The organism is Flavobacterium sp. FlaQc-49, from assembly GCF_044005985.1.
Classification (GTDB): domain Bacteria; phylum Bacteroidota; class Bacteroidia; order Flavobacteriales; family Flavobacteriaceae; genus Flavobacterium; species Flavobacterium cupriresistens.
In genome coordinates this window covers 310373-330471 of record NZ_JBIPCS010000005.1, presented here as the reverse complement: position 1 = coordinate 330471, position 20099 = coordinate 310373, and the positions used below count along the sequence as shown (strand labels likewise).

The 20099-nt window shown below is 35.4% G+C and carries 22 protein-coding genes; 8 read left to right on the top strand and 14 right to left on the bottom strand.

Going from position 1 to position 20099, the window contains the following annotated elements; translation table 11 throughout:
* The 3 genes from ACHRV3_RS13460 to rsfS form a co-directional block, all read right to left on the bottom strand.
* Complete coding sequence (locus ACHRV3_RS13460; protein ID WP_047776058.1) at positions 1-609, bottom strand: lactate utilization protein B/C; 609 nt, start codon at positions 607-609, stop codon at positions 1-3.
* Between the two features lie 113 nt (positions 610-722).
* Entirely contained in the window at positions 723-2648 is a 1926-nt protein-coding gene (gene ftsH / locus ACHRV3_RS13455) for an ATP-dependent zinc metalloprotease FtsH (protein WP_395426028.1), read from the bottom strand.
* A gap of 15 nt (positions 2649-2663) precedes the next feature.
* Positions 2664-3035 carry a ribosome silencing factor gene (gene rsfS / locus ACHRV3_RS13450; RefSeq protein WP_007809313.1) on the bottom strand — a complete coding sequence of 124 codons (372 nt, stop codon included), beginning with the start codon at positions 3033-3035 and terminating at the stop codon, positions 2664-2666.
* Between the two features lie 94 nt (positions 3036-3129).
* Between rsfS and ACHRV3_RS13445 the strand changes: the two genes are divergently transcribed.
* Complete coding sequence (locus tag ACHRV3_RS13445) at positions 3130-3858, top strand: biotin--[acetyl-CoA-carboxylase] ligase (RefSeq protein WP_395435034.1); 729 nt, start codon at positions 3130-3132, stop codon at positions 3856-3858.
* A 182-nt stretch (positions 3859-4040) separates the two neighbouring features.
* Here ACHRV3_RS13445 and ACHRV3_RS13440 read toward each other — a convergent pair whose 3' ends face one another.
* The 3 genes from ACHRV3_RS13440 to pyrE all read right to left on the bottom strand — a co-directional run bounded on the left by ACHRV3_RS13440 (position 4041) and on the right by pyrE (position 6240).
* Entirely contained in the window at positions 4041-4706 is a 666-nt protein-coding gene (locus ACHRV3_RS13440; RefSeq protein WP_395435033.1) for a hypothetical protein, read from the bottom strand.
* Positions 4707-5043: 337 nt separating this feature from the next.
* Entirely contained in the window at positions 5044-5436 is a 393-nt protein-coding gene (locus tag ACHRV3_RS13435) for a hypothetical protein (protein ID WP_047776047.1), read from the bottom strand.
* 159 nt (positions 5437-5595) lie between these two features.
* Positions 5596-6240 (bottom strand): orotate phosphoribosyltransferase, encoded by a 645-nt coding sequence (gene pyrE / locus ACHRV3_RS13430; protein ID WP_395435032.1) that lies wholly within the window; start codon positions 6238-6240, stop codon positions 5596-5598.
* A gap of 7 nt (positions 6241-6247) precedes the next feature.
* Here pyrE and ACHRV3_RS13425 point away from each other — a divergent pair, with 7 nt between their 5' ends.
* Positions 6248-6850: an NUDIX hydrolase gene (locus ACHRV3_RS13425; RefSeq protein ID WP_230001608.1), complete on the top strand. Its 603-nt coding sequence runs from the start codon at positions 6248-6250 to the stop codon at positions 6848-6850.
* A 278-nt stretch (positions 6851-7128) separates the two neighbouring features.
* On the opposite strand, the gene ACHRV3_RS13420 is transcribed toward ACHRV3_RS13425, so the two are convergent.
* From ACHRV3_RS13420 to ACHRV3_RS13410, 3 genes are read right to left on the bottom strand one after another with little or no spacing between them, the layout of a single operon-like run.
* Complete coding sequence (locus ACHRV3_RS13420) at positions 7129-7473, bottom strand: cyclic-phosphate processing receiver domain-containing protein (protein ID WP_047776042.1); 345 nt, start codon at positions 7471-7473, stop codon at positions 7129-7131.
* Positions 7473-7853 carry a hypothetical protein gene (locus ACHRV3_RS13415; RefSeq protein ID WP_395435031.1) on the bottom strand — a complete coding sequence of 127 codons (381 nt, stop codon included), beginning with the start codon at positions 7851-7853 and terminating at the stop codon, positions 7473-7475. Before ACHRV3_RS13415 ends, ACHRV3_RS13420 begins: the two co-directional genes overlap by 1 nt.
* Positions 7854-7889: 36 nt before the next feature.
* Positions 7890-9617, bottom strand: coding sequence for a M14 family metallopeptidase (locus ACHRV3_RS13410; RefSeq protein WP_395435030.1), 1728 nt, complete (start codon positions 9615-9617; stop codon positions 7890-7892).
* A gap of 207 nt (positions 9618-9824) precedes the next feature.
* On the opposite strand from ACHRV3_RS13410, the gene ACHRV3_RS13405 reads away from it, so the two are divergent.
* The 4 genes from ACHRV3_RS13405 to ACHRV3_RS13390 all read left to right on the top strand — a co-directional run bounded on the left by ACHRV3_RS13405 (position 9825) and on the right by ACHRV3_RS13390 (position 13592).
* Complete coding sequence (locus ACHRV3_RS13405; RefSeq protein ID WP_047775967.1) at positions 9825-10283, top strand: cupin domain-containing protein; 459 nt, start codon at positions 9825-9827, stop codon at positions 10281-10283.
* A 16-nt stretch (positions 10284-10299) separates the two neighbouring features.
* Complete coding sequence (locus ACHRV3_RS13400; RefSeq protein ID WP_395435029.1) at positions 10300-11178, top strand: dihydrodipicolinate synthase family protein; 879 nt, start codon at positions 10300-10302, stop codon at positions 11176-11178.
* Between the two features lie 393 nt (positions 11179-11571).
* Positions 11572-12921: a DEAD/DEAH box helicase gene (locus tag ACHRV3_RS13395; protein WP_395435028.1), complete on the top strand. Its 1350-nt coding sequence runs from the start codon at positions 11572-11574 to the stop codon at positions 12919-12921.
* Positions 12922-13145: 224 nt separating this feature from the next.
* Positions 13146-13592, top strand: a complete 447-nt coding sequence (locus ACHRV3_RS13390) for a hypothetical protein (RefSeq protein ID WP_047775962.1) — start codon at positions 13146-13148, stop codon at positions 13590-13592.
* A gap of 118 nt (positions 13593-13710) precedes the next feature.
* Here ACHRV3_RS13390 and ACHRV3_RS13385 read toward each other — a convergent pair whose 3' ends face one another.
* From ACHRV3_RS13385 to ACHRV3_RS13375, 3 genes are all read right to left on the bottom strand, one after another.
* On the bottom strand, positions 13711-14289 hold the full coding sequence (locus tag ACHRV3_RS13385; protein ID WP_230001612.1) for an alkylphosphonate utilization protein: 579 nt from the start codon (positions 14287-14289) through the stop codon (positions 13711-13713).
* An 84-nt stretch (positions 14290-14373) separates the two neighbouring features.
* Complete coding sequence (gene coaD, locus ACHRV3_RS13380; RefSeq protein WP_395435027.1) at positions 14374-14832, bottom strand: pantetheine-phosphate adenylyltransferase; 459 nt, start codon at positions 14830-14832, stop codon at positions 14374-14376.
* Between the two features lie 194 nt (positions 14833-15026).
* Positions 15027-15998 carry a D-alanine--D-alanine ligase gene (locus ACHRV3_RS13375; protein WP_395435026.1) on the bottom strand — a complete coding sequence of 324 codons (972 nt, stop codon included), beginning with the start codon at positions 15996-15998 and terminating at the stop codon, positions 15027-15029.
* A 209-nt stretch (positions 15999-16207) separates the two neighbouring features.
* Between ACHRV3_RS13375 and ACHRV3_RS13370 the strand changes: the two genes are divergently transcribed.
* On the top strand, positions 16208-16831 hold the full coding sequence (locus ACHRV3_RS13370) for a PASTA domain-containing protein (protein ID WP_047775955.1): 624 nt from the start codon (positions 16208-16210) through the stop codon (positions 16829-16831).
* Positions 16821-17864: an RluA family pseudouridine synthase gene (locus ACHRV3_RS13365; protein WP_047775954.1), complete on the top strand. Its 1044-nt coding sequence runs from the start codon at positions 16821-16823 to the stop codon at positions 17862-17864. The genes ACHRV3_RS13370 and ACHRV3_RS13365 overlap by 11 nt, the downstream gene beginning before the upstream one ends.
* A 70-nt stretch (positions 17865-17934) precedes the next feature.
* On the opposite strand, the gene ACHRV3_RS13360 is transcribed toward ACHRV3_RS13365, so the two are convergent.
* Together ACHRV3_RS13360 and ACHRV3_RS13355 are read right to left on the bottom strand one after the other, a co-directional pair.
* Positions 17935-18546, bottom strand: a complete 612-nt coding sequence (locus ACHRV3_RS13360) for a hypothetical protein (RefSeq protein ID WP_395435025.1) — start codon at positions 18544-18546, stop codon at positions 17935-17937.
* A gap of 296 nt (positions 18547-18842) precedes the next feature.
* Positions 18843-20096 (bottom strand): ATP-binding cassette domain-containing protein, encoded by a 1254-nt coding sequence (locus ACHRV3_RS13355; RefSeq protein ID WP_395435024.1) that lies wholly within the window; start codon positions 20094-20096, stop codon positions 18843-18845.
* Positions 20097-20099: the final 3 nt, after the last annotated feature.

Here is a 20099-nt window from a genome sequence, read left to right as displayed (position 1 = left end):
TTAAAGATCCTCTAAGAGCAATAAATATAGATTTTTCGCAACACTTCCGTATTGTGTAAAATCTTCTTCTTTTGCTTTTTCGAAATATTTTATTGTGGTAATATTAGTTGGATAATCCCTTTCGTATTTGTGTTTAATAGCACTTAGACCATCGCTTTTTATAGCCAGGATCTGACTTGTGGTTGCTATTATGACAATGTTAGCAGGTAATTCGTTTGGTTTGTCTTGTCTGATTTGCTTGGATGAAAATAAGATTGAACCTTCATCGGCAATCAGGTTTTCGCAAGAGGCAAGTAAAAATTTAGGATTTCTAGGAGAGATATAAAGTAATTTATTCTCTTCTAACAGGCTAAATAAACCCGGTTCATAACATAAAACTTCGTTTTCGAACCAGTCGTTTTCTTCGAGGATATTTTCAAACTGTTCGGCAACTTCTTGTTTGTTTTCACAATACAAAAATTTACCGCCATTCTTCTTAAAATTAAAAATGAACCTCTCGTCAATTGACAAATGACTATCAGGACTTGCCGCACTTCCTCCATATTCGCTTTCATGTTCTTCATCAGAAGCGGAGTCACCGGAACCAAATATTTTTTTGAAAAAATTCATTTTATATGAAATACTTTACATGTTAATTGAAAACGTTCAAAGATAAAAAAATCTTAATTCAAAAGGCTATTTTGAATTAAGATTTTAAAAAATATTAAATATTTCTGTATAATTTACGAAACTACTTCTTCAAGATTTTTGTCAAAAGTACGTTTTCCGAAAATTGTTTCTAAGTCATCTTTGAAAATAACTTCTTTTTCAATTAAGATATCAGCAAGCTGATTTAATTTGTCTTTGTTTTCTTCCAGAATTTGAATGGCTCTTTTGTATTGACCTTCAATTAATTCTGAAATTTCAGCATCGATAATTTTTGCTGTCTCGTCAGAATAAGGTTTCGAAAAGTTGTATTCGCTTTGTCCGCTTGAGTCGTAATACGTAACATTTCCGATTTTATCATTCAAACCGTAAATCGTTACCATAGCACGAGCTTGACGTGTTACTTTTTCTAAGTCACTTAATGCTCCGGTTGAAATTCTGTCAAAAGTTACTTTTTCAGCAGCTCTTCCACCCATAGTAGCACACATTTCGTCTAACATTTGATCTGTTCTAACGATTTGTCTTTCTTCCGGAAGGTACCAAGCAGCTCCTAAACTTTGTCCACGTGGCACAATAGTTACTTTAATAAGTGGTGCAGCATGTTCTAACATCCAGCTTACAGTTGCGTGACCCGCTTCGTGAATCGCAATTGCTCTTTTCTCTTCTGGAGTAATGATTTTGTTTTTCTTTTCAAGACCTCCGATGATTCTGTCAACAGCATCAAGGAAATCTTGTTTGTCTACTGCAGTTTTGTTATTACGCGCCGCAATCAAAGCAGCTTCGTTACAAACATTTGCAATATCTGCACCTGAGAAACCAGGAGTTTGTTTGGCTAAGAAATCTAAATCAAGACCTTCTACTTTTTTGATAGGAGCTAAGTGTACTGCAAAGATTTCAGCTCTTTCGCGAATGTCCGGTAAGTCAACAAAAATTTGTCTGTCAAAACGACCAGCACGCATTAAAGCTTTATCAAGAACATCAGCTCTGTTGGTTGCAGCTAAAACGATTACGTTAGAGTTGGTACCAAAACCATCCATTTCTGTTAGTAATTGGTTCAAAGTGTTTTCTCTTTCGTCATTTCCGCCTGACATATTGCTTTTTCCTCTTGCTCTACCAACTGCATCAATTTCATCGATGAAGATAATAGCAGGAGATTTTTCTTTTGCTTGTTTAAACAAATCACGTACACGTGAAGCACCAACACCAACAAACATTTCTACAAAATCAGAACCTGATAAAGAGAAGAAAGGTACTTGAGCTTCACCCGCAACTGCTTTTGCAAGTAAGGTTTTACCAGTTCCCGGAGGACCTACCAATAAGGCTCCTTTTGGAATTTTACCTCCAAGGTTGGTGTATTTTTCTGGGTTTTTCAGGAATTCTACAATTTCTTGTATTTCTTCTTTTGCACCTTCTAAACCGGCAACATCTTTAAATGTTGTTTTGATATCTGTTTTTTCATCAAACAGTTTTGCTTTCGATTTTCCAATGTTGAAAATTTGTCCTCCACCGCCACCGGCACCGCCTGACATTTTACGCATAATGAAAATCCAAACACCAATAATAATGATGATAGGAAGTAAGCTGATCAGGATATCGCTCCAGTTGTTTTTTTGCAAGAAATTAAAATCTTTCAGTTTGCCTTCGCCAACTGCTTTTTCTAATTTCGTTTGAAAAATCTGGTCGTTACCAATTTCTAAAGTATAATGAGGACCTTTGTTAGGTCTTTCAAAAATATCTTTTGCTACTTTTTTATTCGCTGCATCTTTTAGTGCTGCTGTTGTAAGGTATACTTCAGCTTCCGCTTTGTTGTATACATTTACTTTCTCAATTTGTCCTTTTTCTAATAAAGAGTTGAATTTAGAAGAGGTCAATTGAGCGGGTTCGCTTAAGCTAGATCCTCCGGTTGCAAAACTTATAAATAAAAAAACCAAAAGTATTGCAGTATATATTAACCAGGGACTTATTTTAAATTTACTCGGATTTGGATTATTATCTTTAGCCATTAGAAAAAATTTTCTTTAGTATTTGTTTTCGATTGTAGTTATTTTGGCATCACCCCAAAGGCTCTCGATATTATAGTATTCACGGATGTGTTTTTGGAAAACATGTACCACGATATGAACATAGTCCATCAGAACCCATTCTGCGTTATCGGTTCCTTCTACGTGCCAAGGTTTATCTTTTAAATCTTTGGATACTGTTTTCTGAATTGAGTTTACAATGGCGTTAACTTGAGTGTTAGAGCTTCCGTTGCAAATTACAAAATAGTCACAAACAGCCGTGTCTATTTCTCTTAAGTCAAGAATATCGATATCATTCCCTTTTACTTCTTCAATTCCTTTGATTATGTTCGCTAATAGAACGTCATTATTAATAGTCTTTTTCGCCATGAATTATTTTATATGATTTTGTAAAGTTACCAATTTTTGTCATTAATTTTGAACCTTAACAAAATATTAAATTAAGTATAAATAAATTATTTAAATGAAACTAATCAAACTCGATGCCATAGATTCTACAAACGATTTTCTTAAGGCATTGGCGAGCCAGGATGAGCTTGATAATTTTACAGTGGTAACGGCTGAAAATCAGATAAAAGGCAAGGGGCAAATGGGCTCCAAATGGCAGTCTGAATCTGGTAAAAACTTAATTATGAGTGCCTTGGTGAAGGATTTTTTGTTTGATAATGAACAGGTTTTTAATTTAAGTATAGTAGTTTCATTAGCCGTAATTGAAACTTTAAAATCGTTGGATATTTCTGATTTAAGTATAAAATGGCCAAACGACATTATGTCATACAACAAGAAGATTGGTGGCATACTAATAGAAAATACTCTCAAAAGTGATGGCAGAATCGTGTCAGTTGTTGGATTAGGACTGAATGTTAATCAAACAAATTTCGCCGAATTGCCTAATGCTTCCTCCTTATCGCTAATTTCCGGAAGAACTTTTGATAAGGATGTTTTGCCTTTTTTAATCACAGAAAAAATAGAACAGAAAATTGAGGCATGGAAAACCAATTCTGAAGTTTTTTGGGACGAATACTTTAATTCTTTGTTTAGAAAGGGTGTTCCAATGCCTTTTAAAAATCTCCAGAATCAAAATTTCATGGGAATTATTCAAGGGGTTTCTCCCGTTGGGAAAATACAAATAATGCTTGAGGATGATTCAGTGGAAGAGTTTGAAATTAAGGAGATTCAGATGCTTTATTAGGGAGGTGCTAAGGTTCTGAGGTTCTGAGTTGCTGAGTTTTTGGTTGCGAAAGGTTCAGAGGGACATTGGCTCAGAGGGAAGAACTTAAATTGAAAGATTTTAATTGTTTGATAGAAATAAATCCGCTAAATCTGCGTTCTTAAAAAAACTCATGACTTTTATACAAGATTTAAAAGAAATATTTAAATCTGCTCAATCTGCGTGCTGACATTCTTTTTTGGTTCAATTTTTCTATTCCAGTAAATAATATAGATTGTTCCTAAGATTGACGGTGTGATCCAGGCTATTAAATTACCAATACCTAATCCGGCGACGATGTAGGCCGTAATAGAGGCGATTAAAGCTCCAATCATCTTTCCGATATGTTTTGAAAGCCAGTTTCTATTGGTTTCCGAAAATTTTTTATAGAAAATAAAATCTTTTACGGTCATGTAAAATCCAAATCCACCAAAAAAAGTAAACAGGATTCCGTTTGCAATGTTATTCAATTGACAATAAACGCCTAACGAAATCATTAGTGCTGAAAAGAATAACATCGTTCCTGAGATTATTTTGTCTAATCTATCTGCTTTGGGTTTATGTTTAAAAGTCAAAGCTCTGTTTCCTGAAATAACAAGATAGATGGTAAACAATCCAATTAGAAATAAAAATATATTTTGATGTTTTGGCATCCAGCAAATCGGTAACGAAATAAGGGAGCTGGTGATCATGCCAATTGAGAATAATTTCCCCATTCTTTTATGCAGTTTTCCACCTTTTCTGACTATAATGCTCCCAATTCCGGTAATTAGTCCAAGTCCTCCAAAAAAAGCATGAATGTAAATTAAAATTTTAATAGCTGGTTCCATTTTGATGTGTTTTAGTTTGATGAACCAAACTTCGATCAATAATGCGGAGCTGAATAATTTATAGTTCTGAGTTGTGGTTTTTTGAGGATGAATTGGTTTTTTTTTAAGGTTCTTAGGTGCTGAGATGCTGAGATGCTAAGTTTTTAGGGAGAGGGGAGGTTGGGAGGTTCAAAGACTCAAGGGAACAAAGGTTCAGATGGGAAGAGCTCAAATTGGGGATTTTAATTTTGTTATAGATGTAAATCCGCTAAATCTGCCAAATCTGCGAGCGAAAAGAAGACAATAAAAAAGTCCGATCGTAAAATCGGACTTTTAAATTATGTGGGCTAATTTACAATTAAAGCTTTGTCATATTAGTAGCCAAAGTTTCAATGAATTTGCTAATTGGTCCTTTGATCATCATGGCCATCATGGCATTAAATTCACCTTCGAATTGCAATTGTACAGCACTTTCTGAGTCAGAAATACTATCAATGTTAGAAACCAATGTAAACGGAAGTTTATCACTAGCAGCGCCCAAGACAATCTTGTTTGGAGCTGTTTTTTCTTTCATTTTTAGTTTTATTTCCGGCATACCTTTTAATCCAAAAATAAAAGCATCTTCGCCAATTACTTCAAATTTAGCAATGTTATCCGGCATTAATTTTTCAAAATTCCTAACATCAGTCAATAAATCAAATAGATCTTGCGCTGATTTCTGAACAGTAACTTTTGGACTTTCTAAGTTCATATTTTATTTTTTATTTAAGCTAAGTTGGTTGTTTAACCGCAAAGTTCGCAAGTTTTGTTCTATTGTAAAACGTTATAAACGCAAAGTTCGCAAAGGTTTTATGTTTAAGTTGTAGAATCAAGACCAAGAATCTAAAATCTACAATCTAAAATCTACAATCTAACCCTGTTTCCAAGTTGACGGACTCACATTCCATTCTTTTAATGCAGCCATATCATCCTCAGAGATGTATTGTTTTTGTACCGCTAAATCCAATAAGTTCTCGTAATTACTTAGTGTGTACAAATCGATATTAGCGTTTTTAAAGTTTTCTTCGGCAACATTAAAGCCATAAGTAAAGGCTGCTGCCATTCCTTTAATAATAGCACCTTCATTGCGTAAAGCTTCAACAGCCATAAGACTACTGTTTCCGGTACTAATTAAATCTTCTACGACAACTACACTCTGACCTTTTTGCAGGAAGCCCTCTACTTGATTCTGTCTTCCGTGTTTTTTTGCTTCTGGGCGGACATATACGAAAGGTAATCCAAGGCTTTCGGCCACTAAAATACCAATTCCTATTGCCCCGGTTGCAACACCGGCAATGACATCTGGTTTCCCAAATTGTTTTTCTATATTTTTCGCAAACTCATCACGAATGAAATTTCGGATGGCTGGAAATGAAAGAATTAACCTATTATCGCAGTAAATAGGTGACTTCCATCCAGAAGCCCATGTAAAAGGATTTTCTGGATTCAATTTAATTGCATTTATTTGCAAAAGCAATTCGGCTGTTTTTTCGGCTGTATCTTTATTAAAAATCATAGTACAAATGTATAAAGTTTTTGTGAACGACAAACCACTTTTTTTGACAAATGAAATCTCAAGAGAGACCAATTTTCAATTATTTCTGTTAGAGAGCATTGATATTGAACAGCTTATTGTCAAAATTTTTCAGAATAAAATTCAAAAAGCGTATTTGTACCATCCTGATGAAAAGGAGATATTGAAGACGTTGAAGGCTAAAATTCCTGTAAACAAAGCCGGCGGAGGACTAGTTTACAATAAAAAAGGGGAAGTTTTATTTATTTTCAGAAACGGAAAGTGGGATCTGCCAAAAGGTGGAATCGAAAAAGGAGAGGAAATAGAGAACACTGCCATGCGCGAAGTCGAAGAAGAGACTGGCGTAGGAAAATTAAGAATCACGAACAAGCTTCAGAAAACCTATCACGTTTTTAAACGTAACGGAAAATACAAACTCAAAATCACACACTGGTTCGAAATGCATTCCGATTTCGAAGGAACACCACACGGACAACAGGAAGAAGGTATCGAAAAAGTAGCCTGGTTAAATCCCGAACAAATTAAAGAAGCCTTGAAGAATTCGTACGAAAACATCAAACTGTTATTTGAAGAAGAAATTCAGTTCCAATAACTGCTGGTGTAAATTCCAATCTTTTAAAATTCCAAATTCCAATTTTACGTTGAACTTTTAAATTCAATTGGAATTTTGAATTTTTTTAGGTTGTTTCAAGTTTCAGGTTTCAGGTTTTGTGAAAACTGTAACTGGGACTGAAAATTATTTCTTAGATTTTTAAGTCTTTTTATCGTCGCTAGCGCGAGCGTCCCGCTCGTGAGCGCAAAGAGAATCAAACTACGGTAAGAAATGGCAACGGGCGCGAGCGGGACGCTCGCGCTAGCTAAAAAAAAGAACTAACTATTTTCGTTTCTCAAATGTCTAATATAATTATCAAGTAAACTCTGAATTTGCTGACTAGCAACAGGATTGGCAGAATGTACATTAAATTTTAGGTTTATTAAATCAAGACCGGATTCATAAACCAGCCATTTTGCGGCAGCATAACCATCTTCTGCAATTATATCATTTTCGTCTAATCCCAAATCATTATCAAAACTGATTAGTTCAGGAAGACCGTTTTCGAGTATGGTTTTTTTGAAGTCATTAAAATTTCTTACGATTACAAAATCATCGTCAGTCAAGTTTTTGTAAACCATTTTTACGGTTCTAATATCGTCAAGAAAAAGCTTATATGTCATTATTTAGGATTTGGTTTTGTTGTAATTATGATTGCGCCCCTGCCTCCTTGAGAGCCGTATATCACTGTAGCGCTTCTTTTGTTTAAAAATAAAATTTGATATAAGTCCTTTTTTTGGAGCGGTAAGAAAACGGTATCTTTTTCTATATCATATTTAATTGGTATGCCATCAATTATAATAATTGGAGACAAACTAATTTGATTATTTTGTGCTATTTTACGAATGGAATCAGATAAATAATATTTTTGATTGTCAGTGTCTTTAAGTACAAATATTGTGTCTTTTGAACAACCAATAATCACCAGTAAAGTAAAAAGTATTAAAATTTGCTTCATTAATTTTTGTTTTTTATTTACCTCAGTAAAACGCTTTGAGTTCATGGTAGTTAAATCTTTAAATATTTTACAAATCACATTTTACAAAACCCGATAAACCGGATACTGCAAATGCGCCTTCTCATAATATGCAGAATGTTTGTAAATCCATTCTAATTGTGCTTCAGGATTTTTAGCAAATGTTGTGTCGTTTTGTTTTTTCGTTTCCAGTTCTGCTTTTAATGTGGGATTCTCTTTCAACAATTTTGCAGCAGTATCTTCAAAAACGTATTCAGAATAATGTTCTTTTTGCTGTAAAATAGCGTCAAAGAAATTCCAATTAAAGAACGAATCCACACCTTCCGGTTCAAAAGCTTCCAATAAATATTTGGCGCCTTTTTGATTTGTAGGCACCAGGTAATCGCCTTTCGCGAAAGCAAGTTTTACGATTTTAGAAGTTATACTTGTATTTCGATGTATATAATGCCCTTCATAAGCGGATGGAGTCGTTTTGAAATCAGCGATTTTATAACTTTCAACCTCAACAATTGTGTCGTTTTTTAGCTGAGAATAGGCAATTCCGTTATTTTTCAAAAGATCGATTATGTTCCAGTAGCCACGTGGAATGATATAAGCGGTTGGAATCACAACTTCTTTAACCGATTTGAATTCTTTGATGTACGGAACGTCTTTTTTGTACGGTTTACTTCGATCATAGTACAAACGGTCTCCGGTTGTAGCATCACTTTTTTTGTACCCCGCTTCATAGCCTAAAAAGGAGAATTTAGTGGTTTTGGTACTGTCCATTTCCCACTTCAAAGTATAGGACTTTTTCGGTAGATATTGCGCTTCGTTTTTTGCTCTAAGCTGTTTGATTTTTGAATAATTCGCCTCCATAAAGTCGATTGTCGATTTCATGTATTCGTAGGTTACTTTTACACGATCGGCATACTTTTTAAGCATGTGCGTTTCAACCACAAAACCTATTGTATTAAATAGTGAAGTATAACCCGTAGTATACCTTGGACTGTCTGTAAACTGGCCAAAACCTTTGTCCGGTGTGTCTTTAAAAGAATCTACATAAGGGGTTGTTTCAATTTTTTTATTTTGTAAATCTTTCACTAAAGCCGGCATCATTTCGGTATTCATAAAATCACCCAAAACGGTTCCCAGTTTATTGTGTTGCGTCATAATATATGTTAGCTTGTATTGATAATCTGATCCGTTACTTACGTGATTGTCAATAAAAACATCAGGATTTGTTTTCTGGAAAATTTCGACAAAACTTTTGGTATTTCGGGTGTCGGACTTTATTAAATCCCGATTTAAGTCATAGTTTCGGGCATTTCCGCGGAAACCATAAATTTCCGGACCATCCTGATTGGCTCTTGTTGTTGAGTTTCTGTTTAAAGCACCTCCAATATTATACACCGGAATCGTTACAATAACCGTATTTTTTGGCGCTTTGATTTTTCCTAAAGCCAAATCTCTGAACAATTGCATAGTGGCGTCAATTCCGTCTGGTTCTCCGGCGTGGATTCCGTTGTTGACAAGAAGAACAGCTTTGTTTTTTTGAATGGCATTAAAATCAAATGCCGCATCCGGATTGAAAGTAATCATGTGTAAAGGATATCCTGAATCTGTCAACCCCATTTCCTGCATTTGAACCGTTGGAAAATCTTGGGACAAAAGAGTGTAGTACTTTATAGTTTCGTGATAATCGGCCGCTTGATTTCCATTACCTTTTTCGAAAAAAGTGTCGTATTTTTTGGTGTTCTGCGCGAAAATTGTAAGGGTGAAAAGTAAAATGGGAATTGTGAAAAGTCTCATGATTTGGGTTTTTAATAGGAGTCAAATATAATTATTTGTTGTAAATGTTTTAATGCTTTTGTAGTTATCAGGAATGTTTCTTTAAAATTTAATTTTCCGAAATTGAACCTGGACTAGTAGTTTGTTTTAAAACTGCACCACTTGTGTAGTCCAAACTTAAAGTAGTTTTGAAAACGCAATACTGCAGTAAACAAAATTTCAAAAATTATGGAAACTAAAGAACAATTTTCATCAAAAGATTTTCACCAAACTTTTGCCCGACCAACATTTGTGAAACCGGAAAAATTAATTCACAGAAATGTAGAAGATGCCGGAGTACACAATCAATTTTCTACCGAAAGAAAACACCCGGTTTTTTTCGTTGATCTTCCCAGTAAAAATGTAAGCATGACTATTGGAGGCCTGTTACCGGATCAGATGACAAACAGACACAGACATACTTATGAAACCGTATTGTATGTCATAGAAGGGCATGGTTACACAGAAGTTGAGGACGAAAGGGTAGAATGGAAGGCCGGAGATGCCGTTTATATTCCGAGTTGGGCATGGCACAGGCATAAGAACTTGAGTAGTGAAGCGTCTGCAAAATATATTGCTTGTGAGAACGCGCCACAACTTCAAAATTTGGGTGTTGCCTTGAGAGAGGAAGAGGGAAGAGATCTTTAACAAACTAAAAAAACAAATGAAAAATAACTTATTTAAAGGCATTATAGCCTATCCGATTACTCCATTTGACAAAGAAGAAAAAGTAGATATTTCGTTGTATAAAAAACTATTGGAGCGATTGCTTGTTTCAGGTTCACACGGAGTTGCGCCATTAGGCAGCACGGGTGTAATGCCATATTTGACAGACGAAGAAAAAGAAGCCGTTACGGAGGCAACCATAGAACAAGTCAAAGGCAGGGTTCCGGTTTTGGTTGGAGTATCAAACTTAACGACCGAAAGAACGATTTATCATGCGAAATTTGCAGAGAAAGCAGGCGCCGATGCGGTCATGATTATTCCGATGAGTTACTGGAAATTATCGGATGATGAAATTGTAAAACATTTTGATGCTGTGGCAAAACAAATAACAGTACCAATCATGGCGTACAATAATCCGGCGACAGGAGGAGTAGACATGTCACCGGCCTTGCTTAAAAGGATTCTTGAAATTCCCAATGTTACCATGATAAAAGAAAGTACGGGAGATGTTCAGAGAATGCATTATTTGAAAAGAGAACTGGGAGATGATGTGGCATTTTATAACGGTTCAAATCCGTTGGCATTGGCTGCGTTTGCTGCCGGGGCTACGGGATGGTGTACGGCAGCACCCAATTTGATTCCGAATTTAAATACGGATTTGTATAACGCGATTCAGAATAATGACTTGAATGAAGCTCAGCAGGTGTTTTACAAGCAATTAAATCTTTTGAAGTTTATAGTGAATAAAGGTTTGCCAAGAGCCATAAAAGCCGGCTTGGAGATTCAGGGAATAGATGGAGGTTTTTTGAGGAGTCCCTTGAAGCCATTGACTGAAAGTGAAGTTAAGGAGTTGGGATTGATTTTGGAGGAGGTTTAAAAAGATTCAGGTTTAAAAGATTCAGGTTTCAGGTTTAAAAGTTTCAGGTTTCAAGTTTCAAGTTTCAGGTTTGAAATGGGGGTGGATTTGGATGGCGTGTTTAAACGCAAGGTTCGCAAAGGTTTTTCGCAAAGGCGCAATGCTGTGCTTAAGATGTTTTTTGACTTCGTTTGGGTGATCTTTGATTTGACTCAGAGAGAGCTTTGGCTTTGGTCAGGACGCCCTTCGACTTCGTTCAGGACTACATACCGTATGTCAAGCTGAGCGGAGTCGAAGCCTTTTACGGAAAACCTGAAACTTGAAACTTGAAACTTGAAACATGAAACTTGAACCTTCAAACCTGAAAAAAAACTTTACCCCCATAAACAACACTATTTTGTTTACTTTTGCAAAATGAATAAAAAACACCATTCCAATAATATACTTTCGAATTTAGGTATTGAGAGCCTGAACGAAATGCAGGAAGTTGCACAAGATGCAATTCTTAACGATAATAATGTTTTACTGCTTTCTCCAACGGGATCGGGAAAAACACTGGCTTTTTTATTGCCGGTTTTAGAATTATTGCAGCCTGAAGTGCTTTCGGTTCAATGTTTGATTTTGGTTCCTTCACGTGAATTAGGATTACAGATCGAACAGGTTTGGAAGAAAATGGGGACTGATTATAAGGTAAATATCTGTTATGGAGGTCACTCGATTGACACTGAAATTAAAAATTTAAGTAATCCACCGGCTGTTTTAATCGGAACTCCAGGGAGAATTGCAGACCATATAGAAAGAGGAACTTTCCGAATGGACAAAATTCAGACTTTAATTTTGGATGAATTTGATAAGTCATTGCAATTGGGTTTTCATGAGCAAATGTCTTTTATCATTGGCAAGCTTACGAAATTAAACAAACGTGTTTTGGTATCGGCTACTTCAGATATTGAGATTCCGAGATATACCCGAGTGGTTAATCCGACCGTTTTAGATTTTATTCCGGAGGAAGAAGAAAAAGCCAATCTTTCGATGAAAATGGTGGTTTCTCCTGCGAAAGATAAATTAGGGAGTTTATTCAATCTGATTTGTTCTTTAAAATCGCAATCGGCTATCGTTTTTTGTAATCATCGTGATGCCGCTGAACGTATTAGTGATACATTAAACGAAAAAGGAATTTACTCAGTGTATTATCATGGCGGAATGGATCAGGATGAGCGTGAACGTGCTTTGATTCAGTTCAGAAACGGAAGTGTAAGTTATCTGATTACAACAGATTTGGCTGCCCGTGGTTTGGATATTCCGGAAATGAAACACGTTATACATTATCATTTACCTTTAAAAGAAGACGAATTTACGCATAGAAACGGTCGTACGGCACGTATGCAGGCTTCGGGTACGGCTTATATACTCATTCACGAAAGTGAAAAAAAATTAGATTACATCGACTACGGTATGGATGCTTTGAATGTTGAAAATACAACAACACTACCAAAACCACCTGAATTTCAAACAATCTACATTAGTGGAGGAAAGAAAACAAAACTGAATAAAATTGATATTGTGGGGTTCTTTTCGCAAAAAGGAAAACTGGAGAAAGGCGATTTAGGATTGATTGAAGTAAAAGATTTTATTTCTTTCGCAGCAGTAAAATATAACAAAGTAACAGAGCTCCTTAAGAATATTAAAGAGGAGAAAATGAAAGGGAAGAAATTTAAAATTGAAGTGGCCAGAAAGGTAGTTAAGAAAGAAGAAGAGCGATAGTTTTTTTGAATTTGAAGAACTTTTTGTAAAGGTTTATATCTTAAATAAGTGTGGTTTTTGAATTTAAATTATTGATTATTAATCTGTTGTGGTTCGTTTATTGAGGAATGAAATGCTTTTGAACAAAATCAACAATTTAATGTTAATAAAATAGCAGTTTTAGAGGTAATTTTTCCTAATTTCGGCGTTTAATAATATAAGTAAAAATTAACCCCAAATTCATTATGAAAAACATTATTACCCTTGCCCTTATGCTCTTTAGTTTTGTTTCGTTTGCACAAATTAAAGTCCTTGAAACTGTACCAGTTGAAAAATTGGGAAAAGTAAATAACAACTATATTCAAAAAATTGGAGATGAGTATACGGTTTATTACACTAGTATTCAAAATGAGGACGAATCGTCAAGTTTAAGAAAGTTTACTTTCAAAAACGTAAATAACGATTACACCAATTTGTACAATATTATTTTAAACGGTTTTACAGCAAGCCCTTTATATGATATCAAATTAGAGTTGCCAAACAATTACATTTGGTTGCACTACACAGGAAGTGTTCTTCCGGAAAAAGCTACTGTTCAGTTTATGGTTTCTACTAAAGATGCTTCTTCTGCAACAAGCAGTGTTTCTGAGCCATTCGTTAAAGATCAGATTAATAAATTGTTTCAAAAATAATTTGTTAGCAGACACTATATTAAAAAGGCCGTTCAGTTTTCTGAACGGCCTTTTTTAGTTTTCAGTCGCAGTCGCAGTTTACAGAAATGTACTGAGACCGAAGACTGCGACTGAAAACTTATATCTTCTTAACGTACTGTGTGATAATTACAATCTGTTGCCCGTCTACTTTTCCTTCAATGTATTCGGCATTTTCATGATCTAAACGAATGTTACGTACAGCAGTTCCTTGTTTGGCAACCATGCTTGATCCTTTTACTTTTAGGTCTTTAATTAAAACCACAGAATCTCCGTGCTCTAAAATTACGCCATTACTGTCACGGTGAATTAGTTTATTTTCGTCCTCTTCACCTTCTCCTGTTGCTTGTGCCCATGCCAAAGTATCTTCGTCTAAGTACATCATGTCAAGCAATTCTTGCGGCCATCCTGCAGCACGCATACGGCTTAACATTCTCCAGGCTACGACTTGTACGGCAACATTCTCGTTCCACATACTGTCGTTTAAGCATCTCCAGTGATTTAAATCGACATTATCCGGATTTTCGATTTGATCTATACAAGTAGTGCAAGCGAATATACTTTCATCAATTCCGCCTTTTTGTGTAGGTAAAACGGTATATACTTTTAGGTTTTCGGTTGCGCCACAAAGTTCACATTTCGATCCGCTTCGTTTGTTTAATTCTCTTTCTATGCTCATTTTTTTGTAATTTATTTGTAGTGACAAAATTATCTTTTAATAGCTTTGCTTACAAATTTATGTTTTTAGGTTTTTTACTTTAGATTATTTCTGCACCCTCACAGCATCCGGAACCAACATCTCATACTCGCCACCATTTCGGAATACGTCACGAACAATACTGGAACTGATATAGGATGTTTTGGCTGCTGTCAGCAAGAATACGGTTTCTATTTTTGAAAGACGTCTGTTGGTATGCGCAATCGCTTTTTCGAATTCGAAATCGGCTGGGTTGCGCAACCCTCTTAAAATAAAGTTCGCTTTTAGTTTATGACATAAGTCGATGGTAAGACCTTCATAGGTAATAACCGTTATTTTTGGTTCGTCTTTGAACGTTTCTTCAATAAATCGTTTTCTTTCTTCCAATGAAAACATGTATTTTTTTTCGGCATTAACACCAATCGCAATGACAATTTCATCAAAAAGAGAAATTCCTCTTTTGATAATGTCTTCGTGACCTAGTGTAATGGGATCAAATGATCCGGGGAATATGGCTTTTCTCATTTTTTTTTGAGGTTCTGAGTTTCTAAGATTCTAAGGTTCTGAGTTTTTGAGGTTCAAAAGCTCAAAGTGGCAAAGGCTCGGAGGTTTTGTTTTGAATTCTTCTTTGTCGAAATTGATAAAGAAAGCTATTTTTAAGAATTAAAAAAGGTTCCGAAATCTTAGTAACTTAGAATCTCAGAACCTCAGTAACTTTTTTAAACTAACGCCAGCTCAATCGCATTAGTAAATAAATCTTCCAGAGAGATTCCCGCTGCTCTGGCTTGCTGTGGAATCAAACTTTCTGTTGTTAGTCCCGGAATGGTGTTCATTTCGAGCATATAAGGTTCGTTGTCTACGATAATGAATTCGCTTCTGGAGAAACCTTTCATTTTTAAAACTTCGTAAGCACGTTTGGCTGTTTCAGCTACTTTTTGAGTTAATTCTTCTGAGATTCTTGCCGGTGTTATTTCTTGTGATTTTCCTTCGTATTTGGCCTCATAATCAAAGAAATCATTGTCGGATACAATTTCTGTAATTGGTAAAACTTTAATTTCACCTTTATAATTGATTACACCAACCGAAACTTCTGTTCCGTCAAGGAAACTTTCGATGATGATTTCGTTATCTTCTTTATAAGCCACCTCAATAGCAATTGGCAATTCGGCAGCGGTTTTTACTTTTGAAATTCCGAAACTTGATCCTGCTTTGTTTGGTTTTACGAAACAAGGTAAACCTACTTTTTTTACAATTTCTTCGGTATTGATAACATCACCTTTGTTTAGGTAATAAGAAATGGCTGTTTTGATTCCGTATGGTTTTAAAACCGAAAGTAAATCACGTTTGTTGAAAGTAAGTGCAGATTGGTAATAATCGCAGGAAGATTGTGGAATGTTTAACAATTCGAAATAAGCCTGCATTAATCCATCCTCACCCGGAGTTCCGTGAATGGCATTGAAAACACAGTCAAAAGTAATTTTTTGTCCGTTTACGATTACAGAGAAATCATTTTTATCAATTGGAAATTCAGCTTCATTTTCGTCTACATATACCCATTTTTCTTTGAAAATATGAATACGAAAACCAACGTATTTTGTTTTGTCAAGATATTGGTGCACAACATTTCCGCTGATAAGAGAAATTTTATATTCGCTTGAATATCCGCCCATGATGATGGCTATGTTTTTCATTTTTTTATGTTTAGTATGTTTTGTTCGTTTTTTTGTTTCAAGTTTCAGGCTTCAAGTTCGACAATTTTGTGAACTTTGCGTGAAATCTTTGCGGCCTTTGCGGTTAAATTTTAACGTAGCGTTTTTTTGCCACTTTCTTGTTTTAAACAAAATTATCATTTTTTTTGAAACGAAATAGGTTTATCTTTGCCACAACTAAAAATAATTTTATGAGTTTACGTAAGTATTTAACAAGCCGTGTGTTCTTTTTGCAAGTATTAGGTGCGGCTGCTATTATTGCAGTTTTGGGTTATTTGTTTATGCATTGGTTGACTTTTACAACTGATCACGGGCATGAAATCGCTGTTCCGAATTTATCTAAACTAACCGAAGAGCAAGTAGAAGCAAAATTAGACGAGCTGGACTTAGATTATGTGCTTTTGGATAGTGTTGATTACCGAAGTGAATTTCCAAAATACAGTGTAGTGGAGCAGGATCCATTGCCTGGAACAAAGGTAAAAGTTGGTAGAAAAATATATATAAAAATTAATGCTTCCGGATTTTCGTCTGTTCGAATTCCGGATTTAATAGAAAAAACGTATCGTGAAGCAGTTCCAACGCTAAAGGCTTTAGGACTTGAAGCAGGAACAATTACCTATATTCCGAATCTTGGAAAAGATATGGTTTTGGAAATGCGTTACAAAGGAAGAAATTTAAAAGTAGGTGACCGTGTATTGAAAGCTTCTAAAATTGATTTGGTTTTAGGAGACGGAAAAGCGACGTATGCAGATGACAGTCAGGCGACAGATAGTTTAGCTGTGCCACCAACTGAAACCCCAAAAGATGAACAATAATATTGAAAATTTAGATTTGGAAGACGAATTATTCGAACATTTCAGATTTGAAGTCCCTAAAGGTCAAGCGCTCTTGCGTATTGACAAATATTTAATGAATTTGATTCAGAATGCGACCCGAAATAAAATTCAGAACGCAGCTACTGAAGGAAACATTTTTGTAAATGATATTCCGGTAAAATCAAATTATAAAGTAAAACCACTAGATGTGGTAACCGTGATGTTATCGCACCCACCCTTTGAAAATCATATTCTTCCGGAAGATCTTCCGTTGAATATTGTTTATGAAGATGATGCTTTGTTGTTAATCAACAAGGAACCGGGAATGGTAGTACATCCGGGTCATGGAAATTACACCGGAACCTTAGTGAATGCTTTGGCACATCATTTTGATAATTTGCCAATGAATAGCAGCGAACGTCCTGGTTTGGTTCACAGAATCGACAAGGATACTTCGGGACTTTTGGTTGTAGCCAAAACCGAAGCTGCCATGACACATTTGGCAAAGCAATTTGAAGCTAAAACTTCTGAACGCGAGTATATCGCACTTGTTTGGGGTAATGTAGCGGAAGAAGCGGGAACTATCGAAGGAAATCTGGCCCGACATTTAAAAGACCGCATGCAAATGGCTGTTTTTGCTGATCCTGAAATCGGGAAACCTGCAATTACACATTATAAAGTGTTGGAACGTTTTGGTTATGTAACGCTTATTTCCTGTAAATTGGAAACAGGTAGAACACACCAAATCCGTGCGCACCTGAAACATATCGGACATCCGTTGTTTAATGACGAACGTTACGGAGGGCATTTGATTCTGAAAGGAACCACTTTTACAAAATACAAACAATTTATAGACAATTGTTTCAAAGCATTACCACGTCAGGCGTTGCATGCTAAAACACTTGGTTTTGTGCATCCGACTACGGGAGAAATGATGCGTTTTGATACCGAATTACCGCAAGATTTTCAAGATTGTATTGAGAAATGGCGCAATTATGGAAAGACGCATAATATGGAAGACGAAGAGAACTAATTAGATAATTTGTTAATTAGAAAATTAGATAATTTTGGTATATAAAAAGCTCCTATTGGAGCTTTTTTATTTAGATACTTTTTACAATAAAGTCGGTTATTTTTACTTCTCCATTTGTTAAGAGACCCAACTTCCCATGTTGGCTTAAATTGCTTTTTTCTAAGGAACATTCCAGTTTAGTGACATTATCTACAGAAAAGAATAATTGATTGTTTAAAACCCGAATTTTGACCGAATACCAATGATTATTTTTTAAGCTGATTGATTTGGTAAATAAACTTGGTCCGCCACGTTTGTCGTATTCGTTACTTCCTTTGTTGTAGGTGCCTCTGCCAATGACGATATTCTGATCAATCTGATAAAGGTAAGTTCTGATGTATTTATCCTGATCGATATGGAGCATTATTTCAAATAAAGATTCTTTTGTCATATTGACTTTCAAATCAATTTCGAAATTTTTCGGAAGTTGTTTTTTAGATTCCATTACACCCCACACCATAGGACCTCCCGTACCCATTAAGGTATCTTTTTGTAAAGACCAACTTTTTGAATTTTGCTTCCAGTCAGATTTGATTTGTGCTGTTTTGGTTAATTGATATTCTTTTTTTTGTGTTGAAATTACGCTGGAGCAGGAAATTAGTAATAAGGACAACAGGAAAAATGTAAGGTGTTTAAATGTCATAAGTTTGGTTTTTAATTTAATTTCAGCATGGTATTTTCAATCCATCAAGCCTTTTTTTGTAGCTATGTCAATTTCGACGAAGGAGAAATCACACTCGCAAATCAACAAAGATTGGCGATTTTCTATGCGGAATTCCTTTTGTGATTTCTCGACTTCGCTCGAAAGGACAAACGACTTTTTTTTTAAATAAACCAAATTTTCAGACCCAATTTTTCACACCTGATCGCTTTTTTAGGCAAGTAACGCAAAGTAAATTTAAAATGAACTTACATCACTTATATGGTTTAAATATACTTTTACTTGATTACCAACTTTTGCACCGGATGGTATTTTACTTTTCCAATCGAACCTGTTGGTGTGGGTACTAATTCAAATACGGAGGTAGGAGCGAGGCCTGATTCGATGCGGTGCGAAACGTAGATGATCGCTACGCTGGTTTCTTGTTTTATGGTATTGATAAGCTGAATTACCAAATCTACATTTTCGTCGTCTAAACCTTCTACAGGTTCGTCCAGAATTAATAATGGTGGATGTTTTAAAACGGCACGAACAATCAACGCCACTCTTTGCTGGCCGATTGACAGTTCTGTAAAACGTTTGTTTTTTAAATGACTCATTTCGATTACTTCAAGCCATTGTGCTACGTTTTGTTTTTGAAAAGTTGTGGGTTCTGTATATAATCCGATAGAATCGAAAAATCCGGACAGTATCATTTGTTCTAAAGTGTGGCTTTTTTGAAACAAATCGGTCATCGAAGTGGTGAAGATTCCGATTTGTTTTTTAATGTCCCAGACACTTTCTCCCGTTCCTTTTTTTCTTCCAAATAAAAATAAATCCTGACCAAATCCTTTTGGATTGTCTCCCGTAATTAAAGAAAGGATCGTGCTTTTTCCGGAACCATTTGGACCGATAAGTTGCCAGAACTCACCCGGTTTTATGGTCCACGATATTTGATCTACAATTTTTCTTTCTTCGTAACTTACCGAAACGTTTTCCATTTTTATTAATACACTTTCGTGAAAGGAATGCGGTTCTATGGCTTTTGGAATTGAAGTAGTCTGTAATGTTTTAAAATGGTTTTCGACTTTTGATAATGGATGCAAAGCAAACGAATTGTCCTTAATTTGGACTTTATTCGGAACAAAATCAAGAACGTCAACATATCGATTAACCAATTGAATAATAGCAATACTATCGGTCAGTTTTTTTAGTGATTCTGCCAAAACAACACGGGAGGCTTGATCTAAATGATCAAAAGGATTGTCGAAAATGATGAAATCAGGTTTTTGATTGATACAGTATCGAAGAAACTCTTTTTTACGCTCGCCTGAAGAAAAGGTTCGCAATTGTCGGTGCGAATCCGGAGAAGCTTCTACAATGTCATATTGGTATTCTTTTTCAATAAATTTCTCTATCGCCATGTCGGAGAAAAGAATGCCTTTCTGATCTTTAAAAATGCCCAGTTCTCCTTCAATAGTGCCGGAAAGTAACGTGTCGATAAAAGCTTTTTTGTTTACTTTATTTGATAAAAGGATATCCCAATGCTGCATTAT